We start from the raw sequence: 24,822 nt of genomic DNA on the forward strand, positions 1-24,822 counted from the left end.
ACCATGGAAAGAGTATCCCAAATCGTCGACCACCGAGGCGAACCGATCAGAGTCAAGGCGCTGACGGAAGAAGTCGCCCGCCCTTCCATGACCGGCATCCGTCAGGCTTGGCACACCGATACAATTGCCGGTGGTCTGACGCCGGAAAGACTGGCGCGGATTATTGAATCGGCCAATCAGGGCGACAACTACGACTATCTGACGCTGGCCGAAGAGATGGAGGAGCGCGAGCCGCACTACAGCTCGGTACTGGGTACGCGCAAACGTGCCATCGAAGGCATTGATCCAACCGTTGAGGCACCAGCCGACGATGCCCAGGCCGTCAAGATTGCCGATGCGGTGCGCAAGCTGGTCAAACATGAAAGCTTTGCATGGCTGGTTCAGGACTGTGTGGATGCGCTCGGCAAAGGCTATGCCGTTTCTGAAATCATGTGGAACCGTGGTTCACTGTGGATGCCAAGAAGTTACAAATGGCGCGACCCGCGTCACTTCCAGTTTGACCGTGAAGATGCCCATGCCCTGCGCCTGCGTGACGAGAGCGACCTGCTCAATGGCATTGCACTGCCGGCCTATAAGTTTGTGGTGCATGTGCCGCGATTGAAGTCTGGCATTCCGGCACGGGGTGGCCTGGCACGTTTGGCTGCCGCCACCTATATGTGCAAGCAATACTCCATTACCGACTGGATGGCCTTTGCCGAGGTGTTCGGCATGCCGATCCGTATCGGTAAGCACGGCAACAACGCCACCGAAGATGATATCCGCACGCTGATCAATGCCGTGGCCAATATCGGTACCGATGCGGCAGCCGTCATTCCCGAGTCGATGAGCATCGACTTTGTGGATGGCCGCAAGTCCGGTTCAAACGATACCTTCGAGCGTCTGGCCAAATACCTGGACAAGCAGATTTCCAAGGCGGTGCTTGGGCAAACCATGACAACCGACGACGGCAGCAGCCAGGCACAGGCCAACGTCCATAATGACGTACGCATCGATATCCTTGAGTCCGATTTAAAGCAGCTTGAAAGCACCATTAACCGCGATTTAATCAAGCCTTTTGTGGATTTGAACTTCGGCGTGCAAGAGGACTATCCGCGCGTGGTTTGGCAGATGCCGGAATCGGAAGACATCGACACCCTGGTCAATGCGCTGGAGAAGCTGGTTCCGCTTGGCTTGAAAGTCGAAGCCTCTGTCATCCGCGACAAACTTGGCCTACCTGATCCTGACAAAGATGCCGAACTGCTGGGGCAGCCGCAGGCATCCACCGAACCGGTTATGAATCGCGCCATGCATTCGGCTTGCCAGTGCTCAAGCTGCCAAAGCCAAGCTAAAGCGCTGAATATGGCACAGGCTGTCGATCCACTGGATGATCTGGAAGCGGAAGCGATGCAGGAGTGGCGCAAGCAGGTTGATCCGGTACTCAATCCAATCGAACAGGCGCTTGATGCCTCCGCTAGCCTGGAAGACTTTCTACAGCGGCTGCCAGGCCTGATCGAGCAGATGGACAGCAGCGACTTTATTCTCAAGCTGGCCGAGCAGACATTTAAGGCACGCGGTCTGGGAGATGAAGATGCCGGTTAAGTACAACCAACCTCCGGTACCCAAGGAAGCGCTGCGCTGGTTCAAGTCAAAAGGCATTCAGCCCTCTTTCGACTGGAAGGATGTGTGGCAGGAAGAACACGCCATCGCTTTCACTGTGGCTAAGGCGATGGAGTTCGATGTGCTCGAAACCATCAAGCTATCCACCCAGAAAGCCATTGCACAAGGGCAGACATTAGCCGAGTTTAAACGCGATTTAAAACCCGCTTTAATCAAACTTGGCTGGTGGGGTCGTCAGGAACAGAGCGACCCGATGACGGGTGAGACGCGTGACGTACAGCTGGGATCGTCTCGCCGATTAAAGGTCATCTACCGCACCAATCTGCGCACCGCTAGAGCGGCAGGCCAGTATGAGCGTGCGCAACGCACCAAGGCTACCATGCCTTACCTGATGTATGAACTCGGCCCATCCGAGAATCATCGTGAAGAGCACGTTCAGTGGAGCCGCATCATCCTGCCCATCGACCATCCGTTCTGGTCAACGCACTACCCGCCGAACGGCTGGGGATGCAAATGCCGCGTGCGCCAGATCAGCGAGGCAGAAGCGCAGCGGCTTGGTGGAGTGACGGCTGACCCACACATCCAGTACCGCGAATGGGTGAATGAACGCACCGGCGAGATCCTTCAGGTACCGCAAGGCATTGATCCGGGTTGGGACTATAACCCTGGAATCGCCAGGCTTAAATCACTGGACGAACACCTCTACCGCAAATCACCCGGCCTGGTCAAACGCACCCTGCAGTCTGACATCCGCACCAACCACTATGAAAGCTGGGTAGGTAAAGTATTGGCAGACCAACTGACCAAAGGCCGATCCATCACCGTGGGTGTCATGGAGGCCGGCGTTATGAGTTGGCTGGTCAAACAAAGCCTGTCACCCAAAACCGGACTGATTGAACTGGAAGACCGTTTGCTGGTCGGTAAGAAGGCACGACGCCATATCGATCACGGCAATGCGCTAAATGAAGCCACCTGGGCGATACTGCCTTTGCTCATGCAAAAGCCGGAAAGAACGCTATGGGATACGCAAAACAAAACCATGCTTTATTTGATTACAACCAAGCAAGGACTGGTGAAGGTGGCGATCAAACCAGACGGTACCATTGCCACGGCTTACGTGGTGGAAACTAAGGATGTGGAGAATTTGATTCAGTCAGGTGTCTATCTGCCGATAGAGTAATGAGGTAATGGCGAGCAAGTGGCGCCGGAATCGAACCGGTTAAGGCTCAGGAGAGCCACGCTTATTGCGAACCACTCCACCACTTGCCATCCACCTACAATGGTACGCCGATTGGATTAAAAATCAAGTTGCAGCGGTTTGAATGCCACGAGCGAAAATAAAGCGATTTGAGCGGTTTTTATTCAAAACATAAGCATTGGTATAGATTCAAAAGACTTAAACGATTGTGTGGAAATTTAAATGTGCTTTAGGCCGTATTGCATTGTCTTTAAGTAAGCAATCATCTACTATTCCAATAACGTGTAGTAATGGTGAGGAAATTACTTATGAGAAGTGAAAAGAAACGTCGTACGTTGAACTACAAGCTAGCGGTTATGCCAAAGGCCAATAAAACCTTGCAGAACATGCTTGAGACGGCATTATTAAATAGTGGCGCGCTCGAAAAAGCAGCTGATCGCGAAGAATCTATTTATGGTAGTGATGATTCATTTCGGCTATTAAATGATCCCAAGCAGCACCGCGGTATGTTTTTTGGCAAGTTAATGCTGTGGGAGAAAAACCAAAGTCATTCCGCGATTACCATAGATAAGTCTGCTAAATCCTATGCTATTAGAACAGTACAACCAAGTGACTTACAAAAACAAAGTAATGCCCAGGCCCAAAAAGAAGAGTTTTTAGAGTCTATGCTACATTTTGGGGTCTTAGATAATCATCTAGTCATTATGTCCAGTCCTTCGCTTACTGCTAGACAGCTGGAAACACACTTAACATGGCTATTAGGAACAAAATCTAACCACTTGCCACATGGTGGGATTTTCTCATTAAGCGATAAGCCAACCACGGCAACACGAAGAAAACTGGAAGAATCTCCCGCAAGAAAAGTTAGCTTTGGTGCTCCAATAACAGCTATTACCCCAGATGAGGAAATGACAAAAAGTTCATCGTCTAACAGTGTTAAATCAATTCAATTTGTTCCTGCTGGAATAACCGGCGAATTGATTTCTGCTATTTTTAAAAACCTAGGCGCGCCTGTACCAAAGCTGGATGATGCTTTGGATGAAGCAAATTTGAAATTGAAACTGGAAGTTACTTATCTGAGACAAACGACAAAAACTGGACAACAGTTTCTTGACGAGTTTTCGACTTCCATGAGGCATGCTCACGAAGATGATGTTGTAGTTGAGCTTGCAAACGGCACTAAGTTAAAAGGTAAAGACCTAAAATTATCCACGAACATCAATGTACAATTCAATAATGGTGCAATTGATGAGAATGATATGTATCATGCGATGCACGATTGGCTGACTCGCTTGATCAGTGAAGAAGAAATTGAATAGTAATGTTTAGAATTTACCTAATTTACATTGTTGTTGCCGTAATTGGCTGGTTCTGCGGACAGGTAGCTTCTCAATGGTTATCTAGTCTCAATGAACTTCATTGGCTGAGACCCGCTATATCTGTAGGTGTGGGATCGCTAGCGATCAAGCAGGCAATGGCAATTAAAGATCGTCTAGGTAAAGTTCAGTCTATTGAAGGATTAACAAATTCAGAGCGGAATCGCATTAAAACGATTATTGACTCGCTAAAAAAAGAAAGTCTATTCGGATTAGTCATCGTCATAACTGGCAACATTGTGGTCGCTATAATGGCTTTTACAAGTTTAAACACGAATACTTCGCTTAGCTTAATTCTGTCTATATTTTGTTCTGTGACGTTATTCTCACTCGTTTTACTTGTACGGATGCATTGGTCATTAGGCAATCAAATCGATGGATTTGAAGCGCTTATTAGAAACAGAATAGAAGACCAGAATAGAAGAAAAACGCTTTTAGAAAAGCTAAAAGATTCAAATTCCTAAAAACTTATCAAGCCCTTGATATCCACCCATTTTTCCATCCTCCTAAACTGGAGGCATGGAAAAGCAAAACACCCTCACATACCAAACAGCCCTTTGCTCTGATCAGTCAGTTGAACTGAGAGCGGCGCTTAATTACGTCCTGACCAGTACAGAAGCTCCCGAATGGATCCATTTGATTCCATCAGGTGAAAATGTCATAGGTAGGGATGGCCGTACCTGGAAAAACTCCAACCCGCAACGCATCATTCAGGCGTTTGACGCCAATCAAGCCGACATCCCCGGCGACATCGAACACGCTACCGAACTCAAAGCCCCTAACGGCGACCCTGCCCCTGCCATTGCCTGGATCAAAGAACTTGAGATTCGAGATGGTGCTGTCTGGGGTCGTGTCGAATGGACAGAGCATGGCCAGGAGCTGGTCACTGCGAAGAAGTACCGCTACATCTCCCCTGTTTTCAAATACGAGAAAGGCTCCATGGAGATCGCTCAGATCACCAGCTTTGGCCTGACCAACAATCCAAACCTGTTTTTAACCGCCCTTAACCAAGCCCAAAACCCATCTCAAGACCAACTGGAGGATACCATGGACTTAAAAGCACTGGCAAAAGCCCTTGGCCTGCCGGAGAACGCTTCTTACGAAGACATTCTCAGCGCAGCCAATCGCATGAAGTCTGAACATCAGACTGCCCTTAACCAAGCGCAGAATCCATCACTGGACAAGTTCGTGCCACGTGCCGACTACAGCCAGATGGAACAGCGCGCACTCAACGCGGAACAAGCCTTGGCAGACAATCAGGCCAAAGCCCTGAACGCCGAAATCGACCAAGCCATTGAGTCGGCCTTGAAAGACGGCAAGATCGCACCAGCTACGGTCGACTACCACAAAGCAGCCTGCCATCAGGAAGGCGGACTGGAGCGCTTCAAGCAGTATGTGGCTTCTGCTCCTGTCATTGCGCCTGACAGCACCCTGGACAAACCTGCAGACAGCGACAAAGCCAAAGCACTGAATGCCGAAGCGCAAGCGGTGGCGGCCATGTTCGGCAACTCTGCAGAAGACCTTGCCAAATACGCTAATTAAGGAGACGCATCATGCCATTAACTCAAGATCGAAACACTCATCAGCGCGACGGTGAAATGCTCAGCCTGTCTGTAGCAGCCGGCGCGGTGATTTACGCAGGTGCCTTGGTTGTCCTGAACGCTTCAGGCATGGCCGCACCTGGCTCAACTGCAACCGGACTGACCTATGTAGGTCGTGCAGATGAATCTGTCGACAATTCGGCAGGTGCGGATGGCGATGCCACTGTCACCGTGCGTCGCAAGACGGCATTCAAGTGGAAAAACCAAACCGGTGATCTGGTCACGGAAGCCGGCCTGCTGAAAACCTGTTACATCGTCGACGACGAAACCGTTGCGGCGACTGATGGCACAGGAACACGATCAGCGGCCGGTACGGTCATCGGCATTGATTCAGACGGCGTCTGGGTTGAGTAATCAGTAACGAAGGAGACACAAGATGTTAGTGAATAAAAGCACTCTGGCCGAGGTTTTCAAAAACCTGAAAGCCACGTTCAACAAGGCGTTTGAAAACGCACCGACCGTCTGGCCTAAAGTGGCTATGAAGATCACATCAACCACCTCGGAAAACAGCTATGCCTGGCTAAGCAAGTTCCCGCGTATGCGCAAATGGGTGGGCGAAAAGCATATCAAGCAGCTTGAGGCGCACAAGTACACCATCGTCAACGACGACTTTGAAGCGACCGTTGAAGTGGATCGCAACGATATCGAAGACGATCAATTGGGTATCTACGGTCCGCAGGCGCAGATGGCCGGCGAGTCTGCCAAGAACCTGCCAGATGAACTGGTAGCGGAACTGGTGGATAAAGGCTTCACCAACACCTGCTATGACGGTCAGTACTTCTTTGACACCGATCACGAAGTCAAAGGCCAAAGCGTCAGCAACAAGGGCACGGCTGCCCTGTCGATTGCATCGTTGGCCGCAGCGCAAGCTTCTTACGGCGCGGCACGTACCGCACTGAAGAACATGAAAGACGAAGAAGGCCGTTCGTTGAACGTCACCCCTAACGTCCTGCTGGTACCGCCTGCATTGGAAGACGTGGCCAAAGCCTTGATGACGGCAGATCGTCTGGAAGACGGCAAGGTCAACATCTACAAGGGCACGGCGGAAGTCGTGGTAATGCCTGGCCTGACATCGGACACGGCGTGGTTCCTGTTGGATACCACCAAAGCGGTGAAGCCTTTCATCCTGCAGGTCCGCAAAGAGCCGGTACCGGTGGCGATGACCGATATCAACAGCGACATCGTCTTCACGAAGAAGAAGTTCCTGTTCGGTGCCGAAGCGCGTATGGCAGTTGGCTATGGCTTCTGGCAGATGGCTTACGGTTCAACCGGTCAAGGCTGATCCATAGCTGATCAATCAACCATCGGCCCGCAAGGGTCGGTGATCTGATACCCGACAAAGGAATCGCATTATGAAACAGACTCTCATTGTGACGTCGGTTAGCCCCTTCTTCCGCAGAGCGGGACTACGCTTCACCAAACAGCCGACGCATCTCGATGCATCGGAATTGACAACTGAACAGATCACCGCACTCAAGGCTGAAAAGAACCTGATGGTGCGTGAAGTTCAGGAAGAAGACACGCCGCCAGCACCGTCCATGACGGACAACAAAGATGGCGACAGCATTACGGTTGAACAGTTGATTGAAGCGATTGCTCAGCTTGATCCGCAAAACACCGCGCATTACACCGGCAAAGGCGTGCCACAGCTGGATGCCTTGCAGGCAATTGTAGGTTCAAAAGTCAGTGCTGCACAGCGTGATGAAGCGTTTGTGGCGTTTTCCGAACAACAGCTACAACCTGTACAACAACCGCAAGAATAAAGGCATAGAGCATGGTTTACGCAACGCAACAGGATATTGAAAACCGCTACGGTGTCGATGCGCTTTTGGTCATTGCCGACCGCAACGAGGACCAGGTGGTTGATGCCGCCGTGGTCGCCGCTGCACTGGAGGATGCCAGCGCGGAAATCGATTCGTATGTGGGTGCCAAATACCCGTTGCCATTGGCGACAGCGCCGCGCGTGCTGTCCCAGTTGTGCGCAGACATTGCCTTTTACAAATTGAGCGCCGATGCAGACGCCGCCACCGAAGAACGCCGCAAGCGTTACAAGGATGCGCTCGATCTGCTCAAGCGCTTTAGCCGAGGTGAGGTGACGCTAGGGTTGCCTCAACCTCCCCAAACAACCAATGGCGTGGCTTACATCCAATCGAAGCCGCGTCACTTTAAACGATAGCAAACAAGATGGCCGGCGTCGGACTGCACTTTGACAACACAGACCTGCAGCGCATCCAGATCAGGCTGAACAACCTGGTCGGCAGAGATGCACAGGCGGAGCTGCTGGAAAACGTCGGTGCCATTGCGGAAAGCCAGACGCGCCATCGCATCAGTGATGAAAAACGCAGTCCGGACGGCGAACCCTGGGCGGCCTGGTCTGATGGTTATGCCAAGACCCGCCATTCAGGTCACCGCCTGCTGGAGAACGAAGGCGAACTGCTGGATAGCATTCAGTACCAGGTGAGCGGCAATGAAGTTGTGGTCGGATCCAATCTGATCTATGCCGCTATTCATCAGTATGGCGGCGCTGAAGTCGGTCGACCTGGTTTATTGGCCAGACCCTATTTGGGTATCAGTGACGCTAACCAGGACGAACTGGATGCGGTATTGGAAAGCTGGATGCAAGGATTGATGAAATGACCACCACCAACGAACTGTTAAACGCCATTAAAGACGACCTTAAACAGCGGTTTAGCGCGCTTAAAACCTGCGAGGTGCATCCTGGTCGATTCAACCTTGGTGAACTGAAACGTCTCAGTGCCAAAACACCGGCTTTGCTGGTAAGCGCCCTGGGTACGCTAAAAACTGAGAACACTGGCACAGAGCAGTCGGATTCAACCAAGCAGCTGGCGGTGTATTTTGTGACCAAAAACGCACCTGGACTCAGCGCAGACGATGCCTGTCGCAACCTGGTCGATGCGCTGGAGATTTACTTGGAAGGCCAATTGCCACGCTGGGGACTGGTCGGAATCAGTGAGCCGACAGCAATCCGCTCAGACAACCTCTATACCAGTGAGGTGGATAAAAACGGCGTGATGTTGTGGGCCGTTACCTGGCAGCAACGAATCCGTCTGGGCGAAAGTCTGTTCGCCGAAGACGGTATTTTGCCGACCACGCTGTATGTGGCGGTGAACGGTTCGGAGCATGCACCGCTATGAAACAGACCATTCCTGGTGTGAACAGTTTTGAAGGACTGGAAGACATCGCCAGACGCCTGAGCAATATGGTCAGAGTCGGATTTGTCTCGGAGGTGGATTATCCCAATGCCCGCGTCCGTGTGCATTACGGAGTGGACGCACAGGGCTCGCCGCTGGTATCTGGCTGGCTACCTTGGCTGACAGGTCGTGCCGGCAACGACATCGAATGGCACGCGCCGGAATTGGGCGAACAGGTGTTGATGATCTCTCCTAGCGGAGAACTGCAACTCGGTGTGGTGTTGCCAGCACTTTACCAAGCATCGCACCCAGCACCTGCCAGTGCCGCAACCGTGCATCGCATGCAGTATGCAGATGGTGCCGTCATCGAGTATGACCGCGCGGCCCATCGGCTTAAAGCCACCTTGCCGGCTGGCGGCTCGGCTTTATTAGTCTGCCCGGGTGGCGTGCAGATCGACGGAGATACCACCATCAACGGTGCCGTGACCATCAACGGCGACACGCAGATCAGCGGCAGCGCCGATGTCAGTGGTGATGTGGTGGCCAACGGCATCAGTCTGACCACGCACACTCACCCTGGTGATAGTGGCGGAACGACCGGACAGCCTCAATAAAACAGAAGGAGTTAACCATGAAGCAAACTAAACAGACATACACCGTTTTAAAGCCGTTTGTGCAGGACCATCAGGTGCGCAAGGTCGGCGACACCCTGGAGCTGTTCCCCAAGCAGGCGACCTATCTGGTCACCGGCGGTTTTTTGGAAGCAGCCAAGACTACCAAATCCAAATCATCCACCACTAAAGGCTAAGGAGTAACCCATGGCTGAACAATTCTTACACGGCGTTGAAGTCCTGGACATCGATTCAGGCCCGCGCCCTATCCGAACAGTTAAATCCTCGGTGATCGGACTTGTCGGCACAGCTCCTGATGCCGACGCTACCGCTTTCCCATTGAACACCCCAGTACTAGTTGCCGGTTCAAGACTGGAAGCAGCCAAGCTTGATATGGTGGGTACCGGCAATGGTACGCTGCCGGCTGCCATTGACGCCATCTTTGACCAGGTCGGCGCGATGGTTGTGGTGATCCGTGTCGAAGAAGGTGTGGATGCCGCCGCTACCCAATCCAATGTGATTGGTGGTGTCGATGTGGCTACAGGTACTTATACCGGTATCCAAGCACTTTTAGCGGCCGAGAGTATCGCCAAAGTCACGCCGCGTGTTTTGATTGCACCAGGCTTCAGCCATGTGCAGGCAGTGCTGACGGACATGGTATCGATTGCCGAACGCCTGCGAGCTGTAATCATTGCCGACGGCCCGAACACCAATGATGCCGATGCAATCACCTACCGTGAAGCGCAAGGCTCTAAACGCGTATTTATTGTCGACCCTTGGGTCAAAGTATGGGATACCGCCACCAGCTCGGAAATGATTCAACCGGCTTCTGCCCGTGTTGCCGGCATGATTGCCAAGTCGGACAACGAGCGCGGATTCTGGTGGTCTCCGTCAAACCGTGAAATGCTCGGCATTATCGGTACCGCCCGTGCCGTCGACTTCACGTTGGGTGACGTCAATGCACGCGCCAACTACCTCAACGAAAACGAAGTGGCCACCATCATTCAGAAAGACGGTTACCGCTTGTGGGGCAACCGCACCTGCTCGGCTGATCCAAAGTGGGCTTTCCTCTCGGTGGTGCGTACGGCTGACATGATCAATGACAGCCTGTTGCGTGCGCATATGTGGGCGGTGGATCGCAATATCACCAAGACCTACGTTGAAGACGTGCTCGAAGGCGTCAATAACTACCTGCGCCATCTGACCAATATCGGGGCGATTCTGGGTGGTAAAGCCTGGGCTGATCCTGAGCTGAATAGCATCGACCAGATTCAGCAAGGCAACGTCTACTTCGACTTTGACTTCACGCCGCCTTATCCGGCAGAGCACATCACCTTCCGTTCGCACATGGTAGGCGACTACATTGAGGAGATCTTTAAATGAGCCAGAACGTACTGAAAAACTTCACGACCTCGGTTGACGGTCGTGGCTATGCCGGCATGGCCACCGAACTGGTGCTGCCAAAGTTGGACATTGTGACCGAGGACATCCGTGCCGCCGGCATGGACAGCTCCGAATCGGTCGATATGGGCATGGAACCGCTCGAAGCGGAAATCACCTTGAGCGGCTATGACGTACCGTTGCTCAAGTTGTGGGGCGTGACCGGCAGCAGCGTGCCTTTGACGGCGCGTGGCGCTTTGCAGTCAGACGACGGTACCGTCAAGGCCGCCGTGGTCAACCTACAAGGCAAGTTCGTCGGTTTGGATTTGGGGACTTGGAAGCCGAAAGACCTGTCACCCAAGAAAATGAAAATGAAGGTCAGTTACTACAAGCTGACCATCGACGGGGAAGAGCTGATCGAAATTGATATCGCCAACCTGATCCGCAAGGTCGGCGGTGTTGACCAGCTTGCTGAAATTCGTGCCGCGCTCGGTTTATAAGCGGCCTTTAACCCATTTTAAGAAAGGAAACCATTATGTCTAAAACCGTTGTTGTCACCTTGCCGATTGCCCAGGCTATCGGCGGCAAGGAAGTCGATAAAGTCACCCTGCGTAAGCCCATGGCCGGCGAATTGCGTGGCCTGAATATGCTTGACCTGGTACGCATGGACGTAACCGCTATCGGTACCGTTCTGCCGCGTATCAGTGATCCGCTCATCAGCGCCGACGACTTCTCGACGCTGGAGTGTGAAAACCTGATGGAACTGGCCAGCGAGGTGGCCGGTTTTTTTACGGGGAATCCCTCCCCGATGAAGTAGATAACGCCATGGCGGCGATTGCCGCCGTTTTCCACTGGCCGCCACGAGAAATGGCGGTCATGTCGCTTGAAGAACTGATGGGGTGGTTTGAGAAAGCCAAAGCCATACTGCAAGCCCAACACCCCGCCCCACCCTAATTCCATTTGGAGGCAGCATGAACGACATGAAACTGGCCATGATCATCAGTCTGGTGGACAAGGTCAGCCAGCCTCTGAAGAAGGTGGCAGACGCCACCGGCAAACTCAACAAAATCACCGAAGCCGCCAACGGCTTGGCCAAGAAGGTAAGTCAAACCGGCCTGGTGAACTACTATCAACGTCTGACCAGCAGCACAGATCGCGCAGCGCGCATGCAGCACATGCTGGGTCAGGCACTCGATACCATCCGCAGCAAGGCCTCGCAAGTCAATGGCCACTTCAAGCAGCTGGTCAGCGCCGGCGGAGAGTTCACCAACCGTTTCAGCAAAGCCTTTGCCATTGCCGGCGGTACCATCGGTGCCGGCGTGTTCGGCTTTAAGCGCACCTTCTTGGATACGGCCGCCACCTTTGAGCAGTTTGAGTCTGTTTTAGAAACGGTTGAAGGTTCCAGCTCAAAAGCTAAAGCGTCAATGGACTGGATTCAAAACTTCGCTACCAAAACACCTTATGAACTGACTCAGGTAACAGAGGCATTTGTGCGTTTACGCTCTTACGGCATGGATCCTACAAATGGCCTGCTGAGAACCTTGGGAGATGCGGCAAGTGCGATGGGCAAGCCGATTATGCAGGCGGTAGAAGCGATTGCTGATGCGGTAACGGGTCAAAACGAGCGTTTAAGAGAGTTAGGTATCACGGCATCTACAGTTGGTGATGTAGTGACCTACACCTACACAGCCAAGGATGGTTCGACCAAAATCCTGCAAGCATTGAAGAATGACCGCCAACAAATTCAAAAGGTTCTGACCAGTATTTGGGATAGCAAGTACGCCGGTTCAATGGATAAGCAATCCAGCATTTGGATCGGTATGTGGTCTAACCTGATGGACTGGTGGACAAACTTTCAAAAGATGGTCATGGATGCTGGCGTATTTGACTACTTAAAAGCCAAGCTGCAAGGCGTCCTAGACAAGATCAACCAGATGGCCGCCAACGGCCAACTGCAGGTCATTGCCGAACGCTTTGGCCAAGGCTTGATTAAAACCTTTGACTCGCTCTGGGCGTGGGCAGAGCGGTTTGCGACCGGTTGGGACAAGTTTGTCGACAAAGCCAATGCCGTGGCCGATGTATTGGGTGGATGGGAAAACACCATTATGGCCATCATCGCCCTGCCGTTGGTACCGGCCATCGCCGCCTTTGTGCAAGCGTTCACTATGCTGTCAGTGGCCATTCTCGCTAACCCTGTCGGCCTGGTCATCACGGCCATTGCTGCAGCCGCCGCATTAATCATCGCCAACTGGGAAAAGGTCAAAGCTTTCTTTGGTGGCTTCTGGTCGTTTATGACCAATGTGGGCAAAGGCATTATCGAAATCGTGACCTCCATTGGTAAATGGGCGGCCAATATCTGGGAAGCCCCAAAGCAGGCGTGGAACGATTTTTTAGGCTGGATTGACGGTTTTTTAAACAAGCTTTCAAGCCCGTTTAAAACCTTGATGGAGTACGGCTCCAAACTCAAAAGCATCCTCGGTTTTGATGAAGAGCAAAAACTGACGCAAAAGGTGCAGCAGGTGGTGGAGCCAGCCAAGAAAGTCAGCCAACAGAATACAAAGGTCATTGAATACCAGAGCACGGTAAAACCAATTGAAAAGGCCTCTGATACCAGTCAGATGCAAGTGCATTCGGTTCCATTTGAAAGCATTAACCAGTTAAACAATTCCGCCAAAATATTGGATGACTCGAAACGTCATTTAAATGATTTTTTAAGCTGGATTGAAGGGTTTTTAAATAAGCTTTCCGCTCAATTTAAACGGTTCATAGAGCACAGCTCAAAATTAAAAACCGTTATGAAAGTTGACGATGAACAACAGCTAACCCAAAAAGTGCAGCAATTTGTTGAACCTGCAAAAAAAGCCGCTCAACTGGTGGCATTGACTTCAGTGGTGGCCACCGCGCCGGCAATGGCATCGGCCGCCCCGACAAGCTACCAGGCCATGCCCATCAAGGTGGAGGTGAATGCCCCTATTACCATCAGCGGCGATGCCGGACGCATGGCTGACATTGGGCCGCAGATCGAGCAGCACATCAAGGCGGCAGTGGAAAAGGCGATTCAGGAAACATTGAGAGGACGCAATGGCTGATTTAAACACGATTAAGTATGACGATGTGGTCACCAGTTTGCGTGACCTGTCGCGCATCCGCGAAGGGTTTGAGGCGGTTTCTGGACAGCTTGGCCACTCCGGTGCGGTAATGATGATGCTGGGGCCGTTTATGTTTGCGCTGGACACAGCGGCCTACCAATCGCTGACCCATACGGTGGAATACAAGTGGGCCGACTTGGAGCGTATTGGTAACCGCCCGATGAGCCAGTTTACCGGCATAGGCAAAGAGACCGTAGAAATGCCAGGTGTGATCTACCCGCATTACAAAGGTGGCTTGCACCAGGTGCAGGCCATGCGCGAACTAGCTGGCCTGGGTAAACCGCTGCCCATGGTGGATGGTACCGGAAAAATCTGGGGCGAATGGGTCATTGAGCAGGTGCAGGAAACCCTGCGTGTGTTGGTGAAAAACGGCGCACCGCTCAAGATTGAATTTAGCCTGAACCTCAAATACTACAGCCGCGAGAACGCTTCGACGGTGGCTAACAAGATTGGAGCCTTGCTATGAAGTACCTTAGCCAACAAGGCGATACGCTGGATTTGATTTGTCACCACTACTATGGCGGCACGAGCGGTTATGTGGAACAGGTATTGGAGGCTAACCCCAGCCTGGCGAACTATGTGGTGCTGCCGGCCGGCGTGTTGGTGGAGCTGCCCGACCTGGTCAAGCAGCAGGCACCGGAAGAAGAGATTAGTTTGTGGGGTTGATGTATTTGGCGCACTCGAAAATCTGCTCTTTGCCGGTTTTGGAGTCGATAGTTCTTAACCCCCAAATCATCACCGGCAGTTCGCCTTTCGCCCAGGTGCAGTGTTCTGTTACCGACTCAACCAAATCATCGTTATAGGTCAAATCTGCCCCTTGCTCTCGGTTTGGATCAGTGGGATTCATCATTGGATACATCGTCCAGTGATGGTCGTCTTTTTCATGCCACAGTTTGTAACTATCAGCCGATGCGGCAGTAGCGATAAACATTAGTAAGAACACAAAGATACGCATACAAAACTCCTTTTTTTCAAAACTCTATCACCAACCGGAGGTAATGACAATGACACCTATATTCACATTTAAAGTGGATAGCAAAGACTACTCTTCTAGATTCAACCCCTTCTTAATATCACTCCGAGCCATCGACCTACCAGGCTCAACCAGCGATTACATCGAACTGATTCTGGATGACGCGGCCGGAAAATTAAAGCGCGAGGACTTTGGCGCCAAGTTTGAAGTCAGCTTGGGGTTTGAGGGTGAAAAGCCGGTCAGCGTCGGTACCTATATCTTTGATGAAGTCACCTTTGAAGGCCATCCGATGCAGATGCGACTGCTGGCCTCGTCGGTAGACTTTCTGAAAGACCTCAAAGCCGCCACCTCAAAGACCTGGTCAAACACCACCCTGGGCGAAGTGGTGTCGTATCTGGCCAGAAAGCACGGTTACACGCCCAGCATCAGCGAGAGTCTGGCAAGCAAAAAGATTGAGCAGCTGGATCAGACGGCCGAATCCGATTTGCAGCTGCTGAACCGTTTGGCCTCCAGTTACGGCGCGGTGTTTAAGGCGGTGAAAGGCTATATGGTCTTTAAGCCTAAAGGTGACGGTCTGAGTGTATCCGGCACGCCTTTAACCGCCGTGACCATTGAGCCGACTATGGTGACGCGCTGGCAGATCAATGACCGTGGCCGTCCGCGCTATGGTGCAGTGCGCGCCAGCTATTACGACTACAACGCCGCCCTAGTCAAATACGTGACCGTGGGTGACGGCGATGTTCAGGAGGAGTTGAAAAACACCTATGCCTCGGAGGAACAGGCTTATTCGCACGCTGCCGCCAGATTGCAGGAACGCACCATGGCTACCATCGACGGCTACCTGTTACTTCCCGCCACGCCAAAAGTTATCAAGGGGTTGATATCCGAGGGTGTGTTGGAACTTGTTAAATTTAGAGCCAATGTTGATGGCCGTTATCACATCACCCGTGTGGAACACACGCTGACCAAGAACTACGGCTATCAACTGAAGGTGGAATTCAGCAAGCAGTGGACAGGTTATAAGAAATGATCGGCATGAGTAGAACAACCGGCAAGGCTATCAGTGGCATGGACCACTTGCGCCAACGCATTGCCGATGTTCTGACCACGCCTATCGGCACTCGGGTTATGCGCCGTGATTACGGCTCCCGGGTGTTCGAGTTGATTGATAACCCTACCAACGAGCGCTTTAAAGTCGAGATGACAATGGCGGTTTACGAGGCATTTAAAGACCCTGTAAACGGCCTTTATGATCTGGTTTTAACAAGCGTGACCGTTACGGCCGACACAACCGGCCAGTCCTATGTCGACATCGAAGGCAAGTATGTGCCAAGCGGTGAAATGCTGAGACTTGAACAAATTTCATTGTAATGTCGAGGTTTATAGATGGCTGGTGGATTCACGGCGGTTGACCTATCCAAACTCCCCGCGCCAAGTGTTGTAGAAACGCTCTCTTTCGAGCAGGTGTTTGCCGAAATGTTGGCCGACCTGCAGGCGCGTTCCGATACCTTTACGGCTCTGGTTGAATCCGACCCGGTTTATAAAGTCCTTGAAGTGGCGGCGTATCGTGAACTGCTGATTCGTCAGCGTGTGAACGAGGCGGCTAGATCGGTCATGCTGGCTTATGCTCTGGGGAACGACCTTGATAACCTGGGTGCCCTTTTCGGCGTTTCTCGCTTGGTGATCGATGCCGGCGATGAAACGGCCACCCCTCCGGTGTTACCTACCTATGAGGCCGATGCTGATTTCAGATACCGCATCCAACTCTCACTAGAAGGCTACTCCACTGCAGGCCCAGAAGGAGCGTACGTTTTCCATGCGCTGTCAGCAGATGGCGCAGTACTGGATGCCAGTGCCACCAGTCCTTCACCTGGTGAAGTGGTCGTCACCGTCTTGTCACGCACCGGCGATGGCACCGCAGATCAAGCACTGCTCGATACCGTCAATGCGGTGCTGTCTGCAGAAGACGTTCGCCCACTGACGGATTCCGTTACCGTGCAAAGTGCCACCATCGTCAACTACACCATCGAGGCCACACTGCACTTCTACGCCGGCCCAGGCTCAGACGAAGTACTGGCACAGGCGCAAGCGGCCGTGGAAACCTATGCGGCCAATCAGCACCGCCTTGGGTTGGATGTGACACTCTCCGGCATCTATGCCGCCTTACATCAGCCAGGTGTGCAGCGTGTCGATTTAACACAGCCTGTGGCCAACATCGTGGTGGATCGCCAAAGCGCCACCTATTGCACGGCTATTACCCTAACCGATGGTGGCCTCGATGAGTGATAAGCCAACGCTACTGCCGCCCAATGCAACGGCACAAGAGCAAGCCATCGAGCAGGCCACGGCACGTATTGAGGATGTGCCTGTTGGCATCCGCGACCTATGGAACCCAGATACCTGCCCAGCAAGTCTATTGCCGTGGTTGGCGTGGGCATTATCGCTTGATACGTGGGATAAAAACTGGACTGATGAAGTTAAGCGTAAGGTATGTGCATCTGCAGTATCGGTACACCGTAAAAAAGGCACCATTGCAGCACTTAAAAGAGCGTTAACAAGTCTAAATCATGATGTCGCTGTGGTCGAGTGGCATCAGGAAACACCTCCAGCTGCCCCATACACGTTTTACCTAGAAGCGGCTGTTGACCAGATCGGGATACCAGATCTATCCAGTTACAACACTATTATCACCGTTGCCAAAGAGGCCAAAAACTCGCGCAGCTGGATGACCGGCATCGAAGTGCACGGTATCACTCGTGCTAGTCAGTATTACGGTGCTGCGGTCTTTAGCGGAGAAACAATCACGATTATGGCGGAGCCAAACACATGAACTATTACATGAAGCTCACAGAAACCGGTGTCGCGAAAATCGCAGCATCACAAATGGGCGGTGATCGAGTCAGTCTGACCGAAATGGCAGTTGGTGATGGTGACGGGAATGAAGTCGGTCAGCCGGTTGGTGATGAAATCACACTGGTTCGAGAAGTCTATCGTACCCAGATTAGCAGCCTTTATGCTAACCCAAACGATAGCACGCAGATGATGGCAGAAATGGTTATACCAGCAGAAGATGGTGGATTTGCTCTGCGTGAGGTCGGGATATTCGATACGGATGGCGATTTGTTTGCCTATGGAAATTTTCCAGAAACATATAAGCCAATTGCAGCAGAAGGCTCGACACGATCAATGGCGATTGTCGCGGCCATCAAGATAGAAAACAGTAACAATGTCCAGCTGGTGATTGATGCCAGTATTGTCTATGCAACGCGTGCCTGGGTACTCAATACGATTACTACGGCGTACTTAATACCTGGTGGAGAGGTTGGTCAAGTACTCGCAAAAGCATCAGACAGCGATGGTGATTTTGTATGGAAAAACATAGTCGACGATGCAGAATTAAAAAGAGTAATCAGATTAAATAGTTATTTCATGGGGCAAAACTAATATGGCAAGCGGAAAACTTGGCTCAGCGGCATTGGCAGCTGACACCTATACAACGGTTTACACCGTACCGGCCGGTAAAGCGGCAACCATCAATATTGCACTGGTCAACCGAGGTGCCGATACAGCGTTGGTCAGAGTCGCATTAACTAACGAAGCGGTAACACCATTAGATGAGGACTTTATCGAATATGACGCTAAATTGCCTATTGATGGCGGCATTTTAGAGCGCACCGCAGTGGTAGCCAGCGCAGGCGAAAAAATCATGGTCATGGCAAGTACCGCCAGTGTGACAGTGCGCGTGCATGGATTTGAGGAGGATGCGTAATGGGTAGAGTAATCAGCGAAAGTCCAAGTTTTAATCCAGTAATCGAGGTTAATCCAGACTTAAATGTTAACCCAGATGTCAATATATCCGGCATCGCATTAACGGAATCAAAGCTGCCAGGAAAATTGCCATTTTTTGGTAATGGCGCTCGCAGGGTAATTAATATGTCAGGTAGTTTTACTGTGCCTGATGGCATTACATCTATCCGTGTGCGATGCATCGGTGCAGGAGGTAGTGGTGCGAACTACGATAGTAATGGCCAGGCTGGCGGTACGTCGTCTTTTGGCACATTAATCTCAGCGACTGGTGGCGGCGGCGGTGTGTTTAAAGTAGGCGCTGGAGAGGCAGCATCTCCGGCTGGTGGTGCAGGCATTGGCGGTGACTTCGTCGCGCAAGGCGGTAAGGGCGGTCGTGGATACATATCATCGACGTCATATCGCGCTGCAGGCGGCGGAGGCGCAGCAGGGAGTCAGCTAGGAGATGGCGGAGATGGTGGGCACTGCCCAACATCGGGATTTAAAGACTGGTTTGGATCAGGCGGTGGAGTTGGATTTAATGATGGCGGGTACTGCAGCCAGTTGACTACGTCTGACACTGCAGGTGGAGCATCTGCATTTGGTGCTGGTCAATCCACTCAGCCAGCACCGGATCTTATAGGAGGTATTGCCGATAAGGGTTATAGCGGATCGATTAATGCCCTGTCTTTAATCATCGAGCACCACTTTGATGGGTTCACCGGAGGTGGCGGCGCTGGCAGTGTGTCATCAGGTCCTGGCGGTAATGGTGGTCCTGGCGCTGGTGGAGGTGTTGGTGCAACCACCGGCGGTTCTGGCGGCATTGGTGGCGGCGGCGCTTACGGCGGATCATCAAGTGGGCCTGGCGGCATTGGTGGCGGTGGAGCCGGCTACCTCGATGCAGATGGTAGATCAGTATCAGGCGGTGCTGGTGGAGGGTATGCACATGGTGTGTTTACTGTAACGCCTGGTCAAGTGTATACAGTGACGGTAGGCGTGGGCGGGGCTGCACCAGCTGGCGCCGGTAATGGTGGCAACGGTCTTGTAATCGTGGAGTGGTAAAATGAATTATGCAAGAATTGTAAACAATATCGCCGTAGACGTGTCATCAGATCCGCAATCGAGTTTTCACCCGTCAATTGCAGAGGAGTTTGTCGCAGTACCTGCAGACGTTAAGCTAGGCTGGATTTTAACGGACGGCACATGGAGCGCACCAGCAGAGGTTGAGCCGGATAAAATTGCACCGGTCTATCCAAAAGTCGGTCCGACCACGTTTAAACTGCTGTGGACAAGCCCTGAGCGTCTAAAGCTTAAAGAGTTGCGAGCCACAGACATGGTCATCGACGACTTCTACGACATCATCGAAGACCCGCGCTTAAACGAGATTGATCTAGGCTTAACCTCCACGCAGGACGGCGTTGACTACTGCTTGGCCAAACTTGTTGAGTCTGGTGTGGTGACGGATGCAGGTAAGGCAACCAGACGCGAGCAAATCCTGACCGGGAGCATGCAATAAATGACACCATCAGGTGTCTTTGTCGAGGTGCTGCTGCCATCCAACTGGTGGCAGCGCCCGCGCTACCAACTCACCCAACCAATAAACTGCGCCGGCCACACCGTACCGGCCGGCTTTATCTCCGACGGCGCCACCGTGCCGCGCATCCTCTGGCCTATATTTCCGCCGATCGGCCGCTATCTCAAAGCCACACTCGTCCACGACTACTACCTGCAGCAAGGTATCGACCGCAAAACCGCCGACCACCACTTCAAGCACTGCCTGATTGCACTGGATGTCGAACCTTGGCGCGTGCATGCCATGTACTATGCAGTGAGGGTTTATGGAATGTTCACGGTGCAGCAACGTAAAGTTTGACTTTATTTGTCCTCGTTAACTAGCAACCTTCCAAGCTCAAAAATAGCCGCAAACTCAACATTCCATACATACGAAATTCGATTACCAGTTTCTGTTATATAAAAGTGATATCCATCTGTATGAACCAAGTTATAAATTTTTGATGCATCAAATACTTGATCAGCTTTTGTTTTTCCCTCCCTTTTTAAAATACCAGTCATGCCTGAGTGATATCCGTTATTAAACCAACTAATTCTAAATGGTAAGAGAGTGGTTACAGAGTGATTACGTTCGTCCTTTTCCCAAGGGTTTCCTTCATTATTTCCTATGTAAGCCATTGTTTGAACAAAACGTTCCTTTCTCCAAGGACTAGAAATAACTACATCTTCATTGAGGTCAACAATAACTTCACTTGAACTGCGCATCTTCTCAAACCAGGATAATCCATGGTGAGTGCAACAATTAAGCCCAAAGAAGAATCCAACATCAGTTTCTGGTTCAGAATCTCTATCAGCAGTGCAAAACTCAACAAATTTGTTGTATTGGATTTTCCTTGCTAGTCCATTTATATAAGGCATAAGGGCATCAGGGTTAGCCTGATAAAGTTCGACTCCCAAGTGAACCATTTTTGAAAAATGTGGGTGTGCTTTAGAGCGGCTTTGATCAAAACCAAGCAGCCTTTTAAGAAAAGACATTTTTTATCAACTCCTTGAAATCCAGTAAAAGAAAGGAGTGATCATAATATCAGGAAAGGAAAGGAGCGACCCGCAGACTGAGCCAACAGTCAGCGAGCCATCCACACATGCTACCAAGAGCATGTGTGAACCAAGACTCCCCGCTCACGCGCGAGCCGGGGGATTGTACCATTCATGCTATTGGAGCACACCATGAAACATTACCCTGTTATCCCTTGGATTGGCGGAAAGCGCCGTTTGGCCAACTGGATTCTACCTAAGTTCCCACAACACCAATGCTATGTCGAAGCTTTTGCAGGAGGAGGAGCACTCTTCCTTGCTAAAGAGGAAAGCAAGGTCGAAGTACTCAATGACTTTGACGGAGAGCTGATCAATCTATACCGCGTCATCCAACACCATTTAGAAGAGTTTTTACGCCAGTTTAAATGGGCGTTAACAAGCCGTAAAATTTACGAATGGCAGCAGCTGGCAAATCCGGAAACACTCACCGATATCCAGCGTGCAGCACGTTTCTACTATCTGCAGAAGTTATCATTCGGCGGCAAAGTTAAAGGTCGTACATTCGGTACGGCAACAACCAGTCCGCCACGTCTCAATCTAATGCGCATCGAAGAAGACCTCAGTCAAGCACATGTAAGGCTGTCTAGAACCTACGTAGAGCACTTAAGTTGGGAGAAAGTCTTTAGCAAGTACGATAGAGAGCACACGCTTATATACCTTGATCCACCCTACTGGCAAACAGAAGGCTATAGCAGCGAATTTGGTTGGGAAAATTATGAGCTAATGAATAAGATGGTGCGTGAATGCAAGGGCATGGCCATCATCAGCATCAATGCACACCCTGACATCATTAAACTGTTCGAAGGGCTACACATGGAAACCAAAGACATTAAATATACGGTCGGATGTGGCAGCGGAAGCCAGGCTACTGAATTGCTGGTCTGGAATGACAATGTTCAGCGAAAACTGAAATAGACCTGTGGATAACTTATAGGTTCAAAGAGCATTAAACGGCCATTTAAACGCTGTTTAATGTTCGCGTACTAAGTGTCGCACTATCGCGAATTATGTGGCGCGCTACACCAACGCGCGCCGGTATCGTAAACCATCACATGTTTGGCGGTTTCCAACACCACCGCCTGTCCTTGGCCGACATCCAGCAGATGCACTTTAAGCTGATTGGTAGGCGGACGCGGAAAATCGACCACGGCGCGATAAATCGGCCACAAAGCCAACCATGCCACGGCCAAATACCAACGGCTGCGATGCTGTTTGGCAAACAGGTACAACACACCAAACAAAAGCACCGTCAACAGGCTCAAACTCAACAGGCCGGTTGGCATGAGTATCGGCAGGGAAAAGCCTGCAAACCATGCCAGAAGTTGCCAGAAAGTCTGCCAAATGGGATCCACACAAGCCATCAGCATCACCGCCCATTCTGGCGACCACCAGGCGACAAAACTCACCAGCCAGAGCAGCGGCAGACCGATAAAACTGACAAACGGCACCGCTATCAAATTCGCCGCAAAACTGATGGAGGGCACAAAATGGTACGCCCACCACAGATACGGTGCCAGACCAAGCGTCAGCACCAGTTGAATCCACAGTAGCTGCTGCCAGCGTTTGGCGGCTTTGATGGCCGGAATCTGCACGCTCGCAAAAATCAGCGCAACCGCCAGAAAGGAGAGCCAAAAGCCGTCACTGAGTACCGAACGCGGATCCCACAGCAATACCAATAAAGCCGCCAACGCCAGTGCCGACCAAGGCTGGAATGTGCGCTTTAGCCACCACATCAGACCAATCGCCACGACCATCAGATAGGCACGTTGCGCCGGTATGGCCGCGCCGGAAATCAGCAGATAGACAGTGGCAAAAAGAATGGCGCCGATGACACTCAACTGCGGCAATGTCAGTCGTTCGCAACGATACAACCCCAGCCACCATAAGATTTTGAAAAGCAGGATGCCCAATAAAGCCGCAATGCCCATATGCAAACCGGAAATGGCCATCAGGTGAACCGTGCCGGTCTGCTGCAAGACCGTCCATTGGGCGTCGCTAATGGCGTGCTTGGCGCCATAGGTCAAGGCGGCGTAAAGGCCTTGCAGCTCCGAGTTGGCAAACACCTGATACAGCGATTGCGCAAACCTGAATCTCAACGGTTCGCTGTCCGGCGCCGCCAACAAACGGTTATGAGCCTTCCAGGGCGCCTTTTCGAGCACATAGCCTTTGGCGGCCAGATGGTTTTGGAACAGCCAGGTTTCATAATCGAACCCGCCCAGATTGATGCTGGCGTGATTGGCGCTCAATTTCACCGCAAGCGCCCATTGCTCACCCGGTTTAGGCGTTGGCAAGGTGCTGTCCGGCGGACGATACCAACTCAACTGCACCAGCGGTTTGATTGAGCTGTGCCACCCGGCCTGTTGAGTTTTTTGCGGCGGATTTTCAGCGCTGATCGGCTCCATGCTGTCTATCAACAAACGCAACTGAACGCGCTGTTGGCCGTTTTGCCATTGGGTTTGCGGCAGATCGACCACGCTCCCCTCAATCAGCAAGGGCCGGTCATAAAGATTTTCTTGGAGTGCGGGATTAAAAAAAGCGTGCCCAAACGCCAGGCTCCAACCTATAATAAAGCCCGCTACGATATTGCCGGCCCGGGCCATCAGCCGTGGTTTGCTCCGCCCGCCATAACGCAATATTAGAACGCACAGAATCAATCCCGGCAGCAAAGCGGCCAGGGCCGGCCATAACCCCCAGTTTTGCGGGGTATGGTAGAAACCCAGTATTGCCAACAGCAACGCGATTACGAAACTGACAAACATGCCTAAAAAGCTCATTAAACGTTATCTGCCCTCGCCCGACAAAATCAGAAATGCCAAAGGTTTGGGGATTCTCGGTAAGTGGCTGCAAAATCCCAGTATCTGGCATCTGCACCGCCGCTCGGTATCGCGCGCCTTTGTTATCGGCATGTTCTGGATGGCCATTCCGATTCCGTCGCAGATGCTAGTCTCCGCGGTGTTCGCCATCCTGTTCCGCGCCAATTTGCCGCTGAGCGTCGCGCTGGTGTGGATCAGCAATCCGCTGACCATGCCGCCGATTTTCTACTTCAATTATGTGGTCGGTACGTATATTTTAGGACAACAAGCCGCCGAAGATTGGCATTTCGAGCTAAGCTGGGAGTGGATGATTCACACGCTGGGCGATCTGTGGATGCCGCTTTTCCTCGGCAGCGCCGTGGTCGGGCTGGCACTGGGCTTGATCAGTTATGTGATTATCAACCTGCTGTGGCGTCATCACGCGATCAAAGCCTGGAATGCACGCCGCAGCAAAAAATGGCGCAAGAAATTCCGCGAAGAAGAAAAATCGCACAAACACCCTTCCTGAACTTGCTGTAAAAAATCCGTTTTACAAACTCAACAGGCCGGGTCTAAACGTCTAAACGCCCCCCGTAAAAAAGGC

34 protein-coding genes are annotated in these 24,822 nt (G+C 51.8%); 31 read left to right on the forward strand and 3 right to left on the reverse strand.

Annotation, left to right across the window (positions count from 1 at the left end):
- Window positions 1-3: 3 nt before the first annotated feature.
- The 20 genes from HZ297_RS00365 to HZ297_RS00460 all read left to right on the forward strand — a co-directional run bounded on the left by HZ297_RS00365 (window position 4) and on the right by HZ297_RS00460 (window position 14,729).
- Window positions 4-1,578: a DUF935 domain-containing protein gene (locus tag HZ297_RS00365; protein ID WP_178860804.1), complete on the forward strand. Its 1,575-nt coding sequence runs from the start codon at window positions 4-6 to the stop codon at window positions 1,576-1,578.
- Window positions 1,568-2,776 carry a phage head morphogenesis protein gene (locus HZ297_RS00370; RefSeq protein WP_178860806.1) on the forward strand — a complete coding sequence of 403 codons (1,209 nt, stop codon included), beginning with the start codon at window positions 1,568-1,570 and terminating at the stop codon, window positions 2,774-2,776. Before HZ297_RS00365 ends, HZ297_RS00370 begins: the two co-directional genes overlap by 11 nt.
- Before the next feature lie 326 nt (window positions 2,777-3,102).
- Window positions 3,103-4,113 (forward strand): hypothetical protein, encoded by a 1,011-nt coding sequence (locus HZ297_RS00375; RefSeq protein WP_178860808.1) that lies wholly within the window; start codon window positions 3,103-3,105, stop codon window positions 4,111-4,113.
- 2 nt (window positions 4,114-4,115) lie between these two features.
- On the forward strand, window positions 4,116-4,634 hold the full coding sequence (locus tag HZ297_RS00380) for a hypothetical protein (protein ID WP_178860810.1): 519 nt from the start codon (window positions 4,116-4,118) through the stop codon (window positions 4,632-4,634).
- 55 nt (window positions 4,635-4,689) lie between these two features.
- Complete coding sequence (locus tag HZ297_RS00385) at window positions 4,690-5,712, forward strand: phage protease (protein ID WP_178860812.1); 1,023 nt, start codon at window positions 4,690-4,692, stop codon at window positions 5,710-5,712.
- Between the two features lie 11 nt (window positions 5,713-5,723).
- Complete coding sequence (locus HZ297_RS00390; RefSeq protein ID WP_178860814.1) at window positions 5,724-6,125, forward strand: hypothetical protein; 402 nt, start codon at window positions 5,724-5,726, stop codon at window positions 6,123-6,125.
- 22 nt (window positions 6,126-6,147) lie between these two features.
- On the forward strand, window positions 6,148-7,053 hold the full coding sequence (locus HZ297_RS00395; RefSeq protein ID WP_178860816.1) for a Mu-like prophage major head subunit gpT family protein: 906 nt from the start codon (window positions 6,148-6,150) through the stop codon (window positions 7,051-7,053).
- 70 nt (window positions 7,054-7,123) lie between these two features.
- Window positions 7,124-7,534: an HI1506-related protein gene (locus HZ297_RS00400; protein ID WP_178860818.1), complete on the forward strand. Its 411-nt coding sequence runs from the start codon at window positions 7,124-7,126 to the stop codon at window positions 7,532-7,534.
- Between the two features lie 11 nt (window positions 7,535-7,545).
- The gene (locus HZ297_RS00405; protein WP_178860820.1) at window positions 7,546-7,947 is read left to right on the forward strand and encodes a gp436 family protein; all 402 of its coding nucleotides are present in this window, start codon (window positions 7,546-7,548) and stop codon (window positions 7,945-7,947) included.
- 8 nt (window positions 7,948-7,955) lie between these two features.
- A complete protein-coding gene (locus tag HZ297_RS00410) occupies window positions 7,956-8,408 on the forward strand; it encodes a phage virion morphogenesis protein (protein WP_178860822.1) in 453 nt (150 codons plus the stop codon).
- Complete coding sequence (locus HZ297_RS00415; protein WP_178860824.1) at window positions 8,405-8,926, forward strand: phage protein Gp37; 522 nt, start codon at window positions 8,405-8,407, stop codon at window positions 8,924-8,926. Before HZ297_RS00410 ends, HZ297_RS00415 begins: the two co-directional genes overlap by 4 nt.
- Window positions 8,923-9,537: a phage baseplate assembly protein V gene (locus HZ297_RS00420; protein WP_178860826.1), complete on the forward strand. Its 615-nt coding sequence runs from the start codon at window positions 8,923-8,925 to the stop codon at window positions 9,535-9,537. Before HZ297_RS00415 ends, HZ297_RS00420 begins: the two co-directional genes overlap by 4 nt.
- Before the next feature lie 17 nt (window positions 9,538-9,554).
- Window positions 9,555-9,731: a hypothetical protein gene (locus tag HZ297_RS00425; RefSeq protein ID WP_178860828.1), complete on the forward strand. Its 177-nt coding sequence runs from the start codon at window positions 9,555-9,557 to the stop codon at window positions 9,729-9,731.
- Between the two features lie 10 nt (window positions 9,732-9,741).
- Window positions 9,742-10,917, forward strand: a complete 1,176-nt coding sequence (locus HZ297_RS00430) for a phage tail sheath protein (protein WP_178860830.1) — start codon at window positions 9,742-9,744, stop codon at window positions 10,915-10,917.
- On the forward strand, window positions 10,914-11,414 hold the full coding sequence (locus HZ297_RS00435) for a phage major tail tube protein (protein WP_178860832.1): 501 nt from the start codon (window positions 10,914-10,916) through the stop codon (window positions 11,412-11,414). The genes HZ297_RS00430 and HZ297_RS00435 overlap by 4 nt, the downstream gene beginning before the upstream one ends.
- A gap of 35 nt (window positions 11,415-11,449) precedes the next feature.
- Window positions 11,450-11,731: a phage tail assembly protein gene (locus tag HZ297_RS00440; RefSeq protein ID WP_218644495.1), complete on the forward strand. Its 282-nt coding sequence runs from the start codon at window positions 11,450-11,452 to the stop codon at window positions 11,729-11,731.
- Window positions 11,732-11,739: 8 nt separating this feature from the next.
- The gene (locus HZ297_RS00445; RefSeq protein ID WP_178860834.1) at window positions 11,740-11,868 is read left to right on the forward strand and encodes a GpE family phage tail protein; all 129 of its coding nucleotides are present in this window, start codon (window positions 11,740-11,742) and stop codon (window positions 11,866-11,868) included.
- Between the two features lie 17 nt (window positions 11,869-11,885).
- Window positions 11,886-14,003 carry a tape measure protein gene (locus tag HZ297_RS00450; protein ID WP_178860836.1) on the forward strand — a complete coding sequence of 706 codons (2,118 nt, stop codon included), beginning with the start codon at window positions 11,886-11,888 and terminating at the stop codon, window positions 14,001-14,003.
- On the forward strand, window positions 13,996-14,529 hold the full coding sequence (locus HZ297_RS00455; RefSeq protein WP_218644496.1) for a phage tail protein: 534 nt from the start codon (window positions 13,996-13,998) through the stop codon (window positions 14,527-14,529). Before HZ297_RS00450 ends, HZ297_RS00455 begins: the two co-directional genes overlap by 8 nt.
- Window positions 14,526-14,729, forward strand: a complete 204-nt coding sequence (locus HZ297_RS00460; RefSeq protein WP_178860838.1) for a tail protein X — start codon at window positions 14,526-14,528, stop codon at window positions 14,727-14,729. Before HZ297_RS00455 ends, HZ297_RS00460 begins: the two co-directional genes overlap by 4 nt.
- Here HZ297_RS00460 and HZ297_RS00465 read toward each other — a convergent pair.
- Window positions 14,713-15,018 (reverse strand): hypothetical protein, encoded by a 306-nt coding sequence (locus HZ297_RS00465; RefSeq protein WP_178860840.1) that lies wholly within the window; start codon window positions 15,016-15,018, stop codon window positions 14,713-14,715. The two genes, HZ297_RS00460 and HZ297_RS00465, sit on opposite strands and share 17 nt — an antisense overlap.
- 49 nt (window positions 15,019-15,067) lie before the next feature.
- Here HZ297_RS00465 and HZ297_RS00470 point away from each other — a divergent pair, with 49 nt between their 5' ends.
- From HZ297_RS00470 to HZ297_RS00510, 9 genes are all read left to right on the forward strand, one after another.
- Window positions 15,068-16,066, forward strand: a complete 999-nt coding sequence (locus HZ297_RS00470; protein WP_178860842.1) for a phage late control D family protein — start codon at window positions 15,068-15,070, stop codon at window positions 16,064-16,066.
- Between the two features lie 5 nt (window positions 16,067-16,071).
- The gene (locus HZ297_RS00475; RefSeq protein WP_218644497.1) at window positions 16,072-16,407 is read left to right on the forward strand and encodes a GPW/gp25 family protein; all 336 of its coding nucleotides are present in this window, start codon (window positions 16,072-16,074) and stop codon (window positions 16,405-16,407) included.
- Window positions 16,408-16,422: 15 nt separating this feature from the next.
- A complete protein-coding gene (locus HZ297_RS00480; RefSeq protein ID WP_178860846.1) occupies window positions 16,423-17,322 on the forward strand; it encodes a baseplate assembly protein in 900 nt (299 codons plus the stop codon).
- Complete coding sequence (locus tag HZ297_RS00485; protein ID WP_178860848.1) at window positions 17,315-17,866, forward strand: phage tail protein I; 552 nt, start codon at window positions 17,315-17,317, stop codon at window positions 17,864-17,866. Before HZ297_RS00480 ends, HZ297_RS00485 begins: the two co-directional genes overlap by 8 nt.
- On the forward strand, window positions 17,863-18,480 hold the full coding sequence (locus tag HZ297_RS00490) for a phage tail protein (RefSeq protein ID WP_178860850.1): 618 nt from the start codon (window positions 17,863-17,865) through the stop codon (window positions 18,478-18,480). The genes HZ297_RS00485 and HZ297_RS00490 overlap by 4 nt, the downstream gene beginning before the upstream one ends.
- Window position 18,481: 1 nt before the next feature.
- Window positions 18,482-18,805, forward strand: a complete 324-nt coding sequence (locus HZ297_RS00495) for a hypothetical protein (protein WP_178860851.1) — start codon at window positions 18,482-18,484, stop codon at window positions 18,803-18,805.
- A gap of 726 nt (window positions 18,806-19,531) precedes the next feature.
- A complete protein-coding gene (locus HZ297_RS00500; protein WP_178860853.1) occupies window positions 19,532-19,783 on the forward strand; it encodes a hypothetical protein in 252 nt (83 codons plus the stop codon).
- A 138-nt stretch (window positions 19,784-19,921) separates the two neighbouring features.
- Window positions 19,922-20,335, forward strand: coding sequence for a hypothetical protein (locus HZ297_RS00505; RefSeq protein WP_178860855.1), 414 nt, complete (start codon window positions 19,922-19,924; stop codon window positions 20,333-20,335).
- Entirely contained in the window at window positions 20,336-20,692 is a 357-nt protein-coding gene (locus tag HZ297_RS00510) for a DUF1353 domain-containing protein (protein ID WP_178860857.1), read from the forward strand.
- A gap of 2 nt (window positions 20,693-20,694) precedes the next feature.
- On the opposite strand, the gene HZ297_RS00515 is transcribed toward HZ297_RS00510, so the two are convergent.
- The gene (locus HZ297_RS00515) at window positions 20,695-21,366 is read right to left on the reverse strand and encodes a DUF6710 family protein (protein ID WP_178860859.1); all 672 of its coding nucleotides are present in this window, start codon (window positions 21,364-21,366) and stop codon (window positions 20,695-20,697) included.
- Window positions 21,367-21,558: 192 nt separating this feature from the next.
- Between HZ297_RS00515 and HZ297_RS00520 the strand changes: the two genes are divergently transcribed.
- Complete coding sequence (locus tag HZ297_RS00520; protein ID WP_178860862.1) at window positions 21,559-22,341, forward strand: DNA adenine methylase; 783 nt, start codon at window positions 21,559-21,561, stop codon at window positions 22,339-22,341.
- Window positions 22,342-22,421: 80 nt separating this feature from the next.
- On the opposite strand, the gene HZ297_RS00525 is transcribed toward HZ297_RS00520, so the two are convergent.
- Complete coding sequence (locus HZ297_RS00525; RefSeq protein WP_178860864.1) at window positions 22,422-24,185, reverse strand: DNA internalization-related competence protein ComEC/Rec2; 1,764 nt, start codon at window positions 24,183-24,185, stop codon at window positions 22,422-22,424.
- On the opposite strand from HZ297_RS00525, the gene HZ297_RS00530 reads away from it, so the two are divergent.
- Window positions 24,184-24,747: a DUF2062 domain-containing protein gene (locus HZ297_RS00530; RefSeq protein WP_178860866.1), complete on the forward strand. Its 564-nt coding sequence runs from the start codon at window positions 24,184-24,186 to the stop codon at window positions 24,745-24,747. The two genes, HZ297_RS00525 and HZ297_RS00530, sit on opposite strands and share 2 nt — an antisense overlap.
- The last annotated feature ends 75 nt before the right edge of the window (window positions 24,748-24,822 follow it).

Origin of the sequence: Thiomicrorhabdus cannonii (assembly GCF_013391695.1) — a bacterium.
GTDB classification, from domain to species: Bacteria; Pseudomonadota; Gammaproteobacteria; order Thiomicrospirales; family Thiomicrospiraceae; genus Thiomicrorhabdus; species Thiomicrorhabdus cannonii.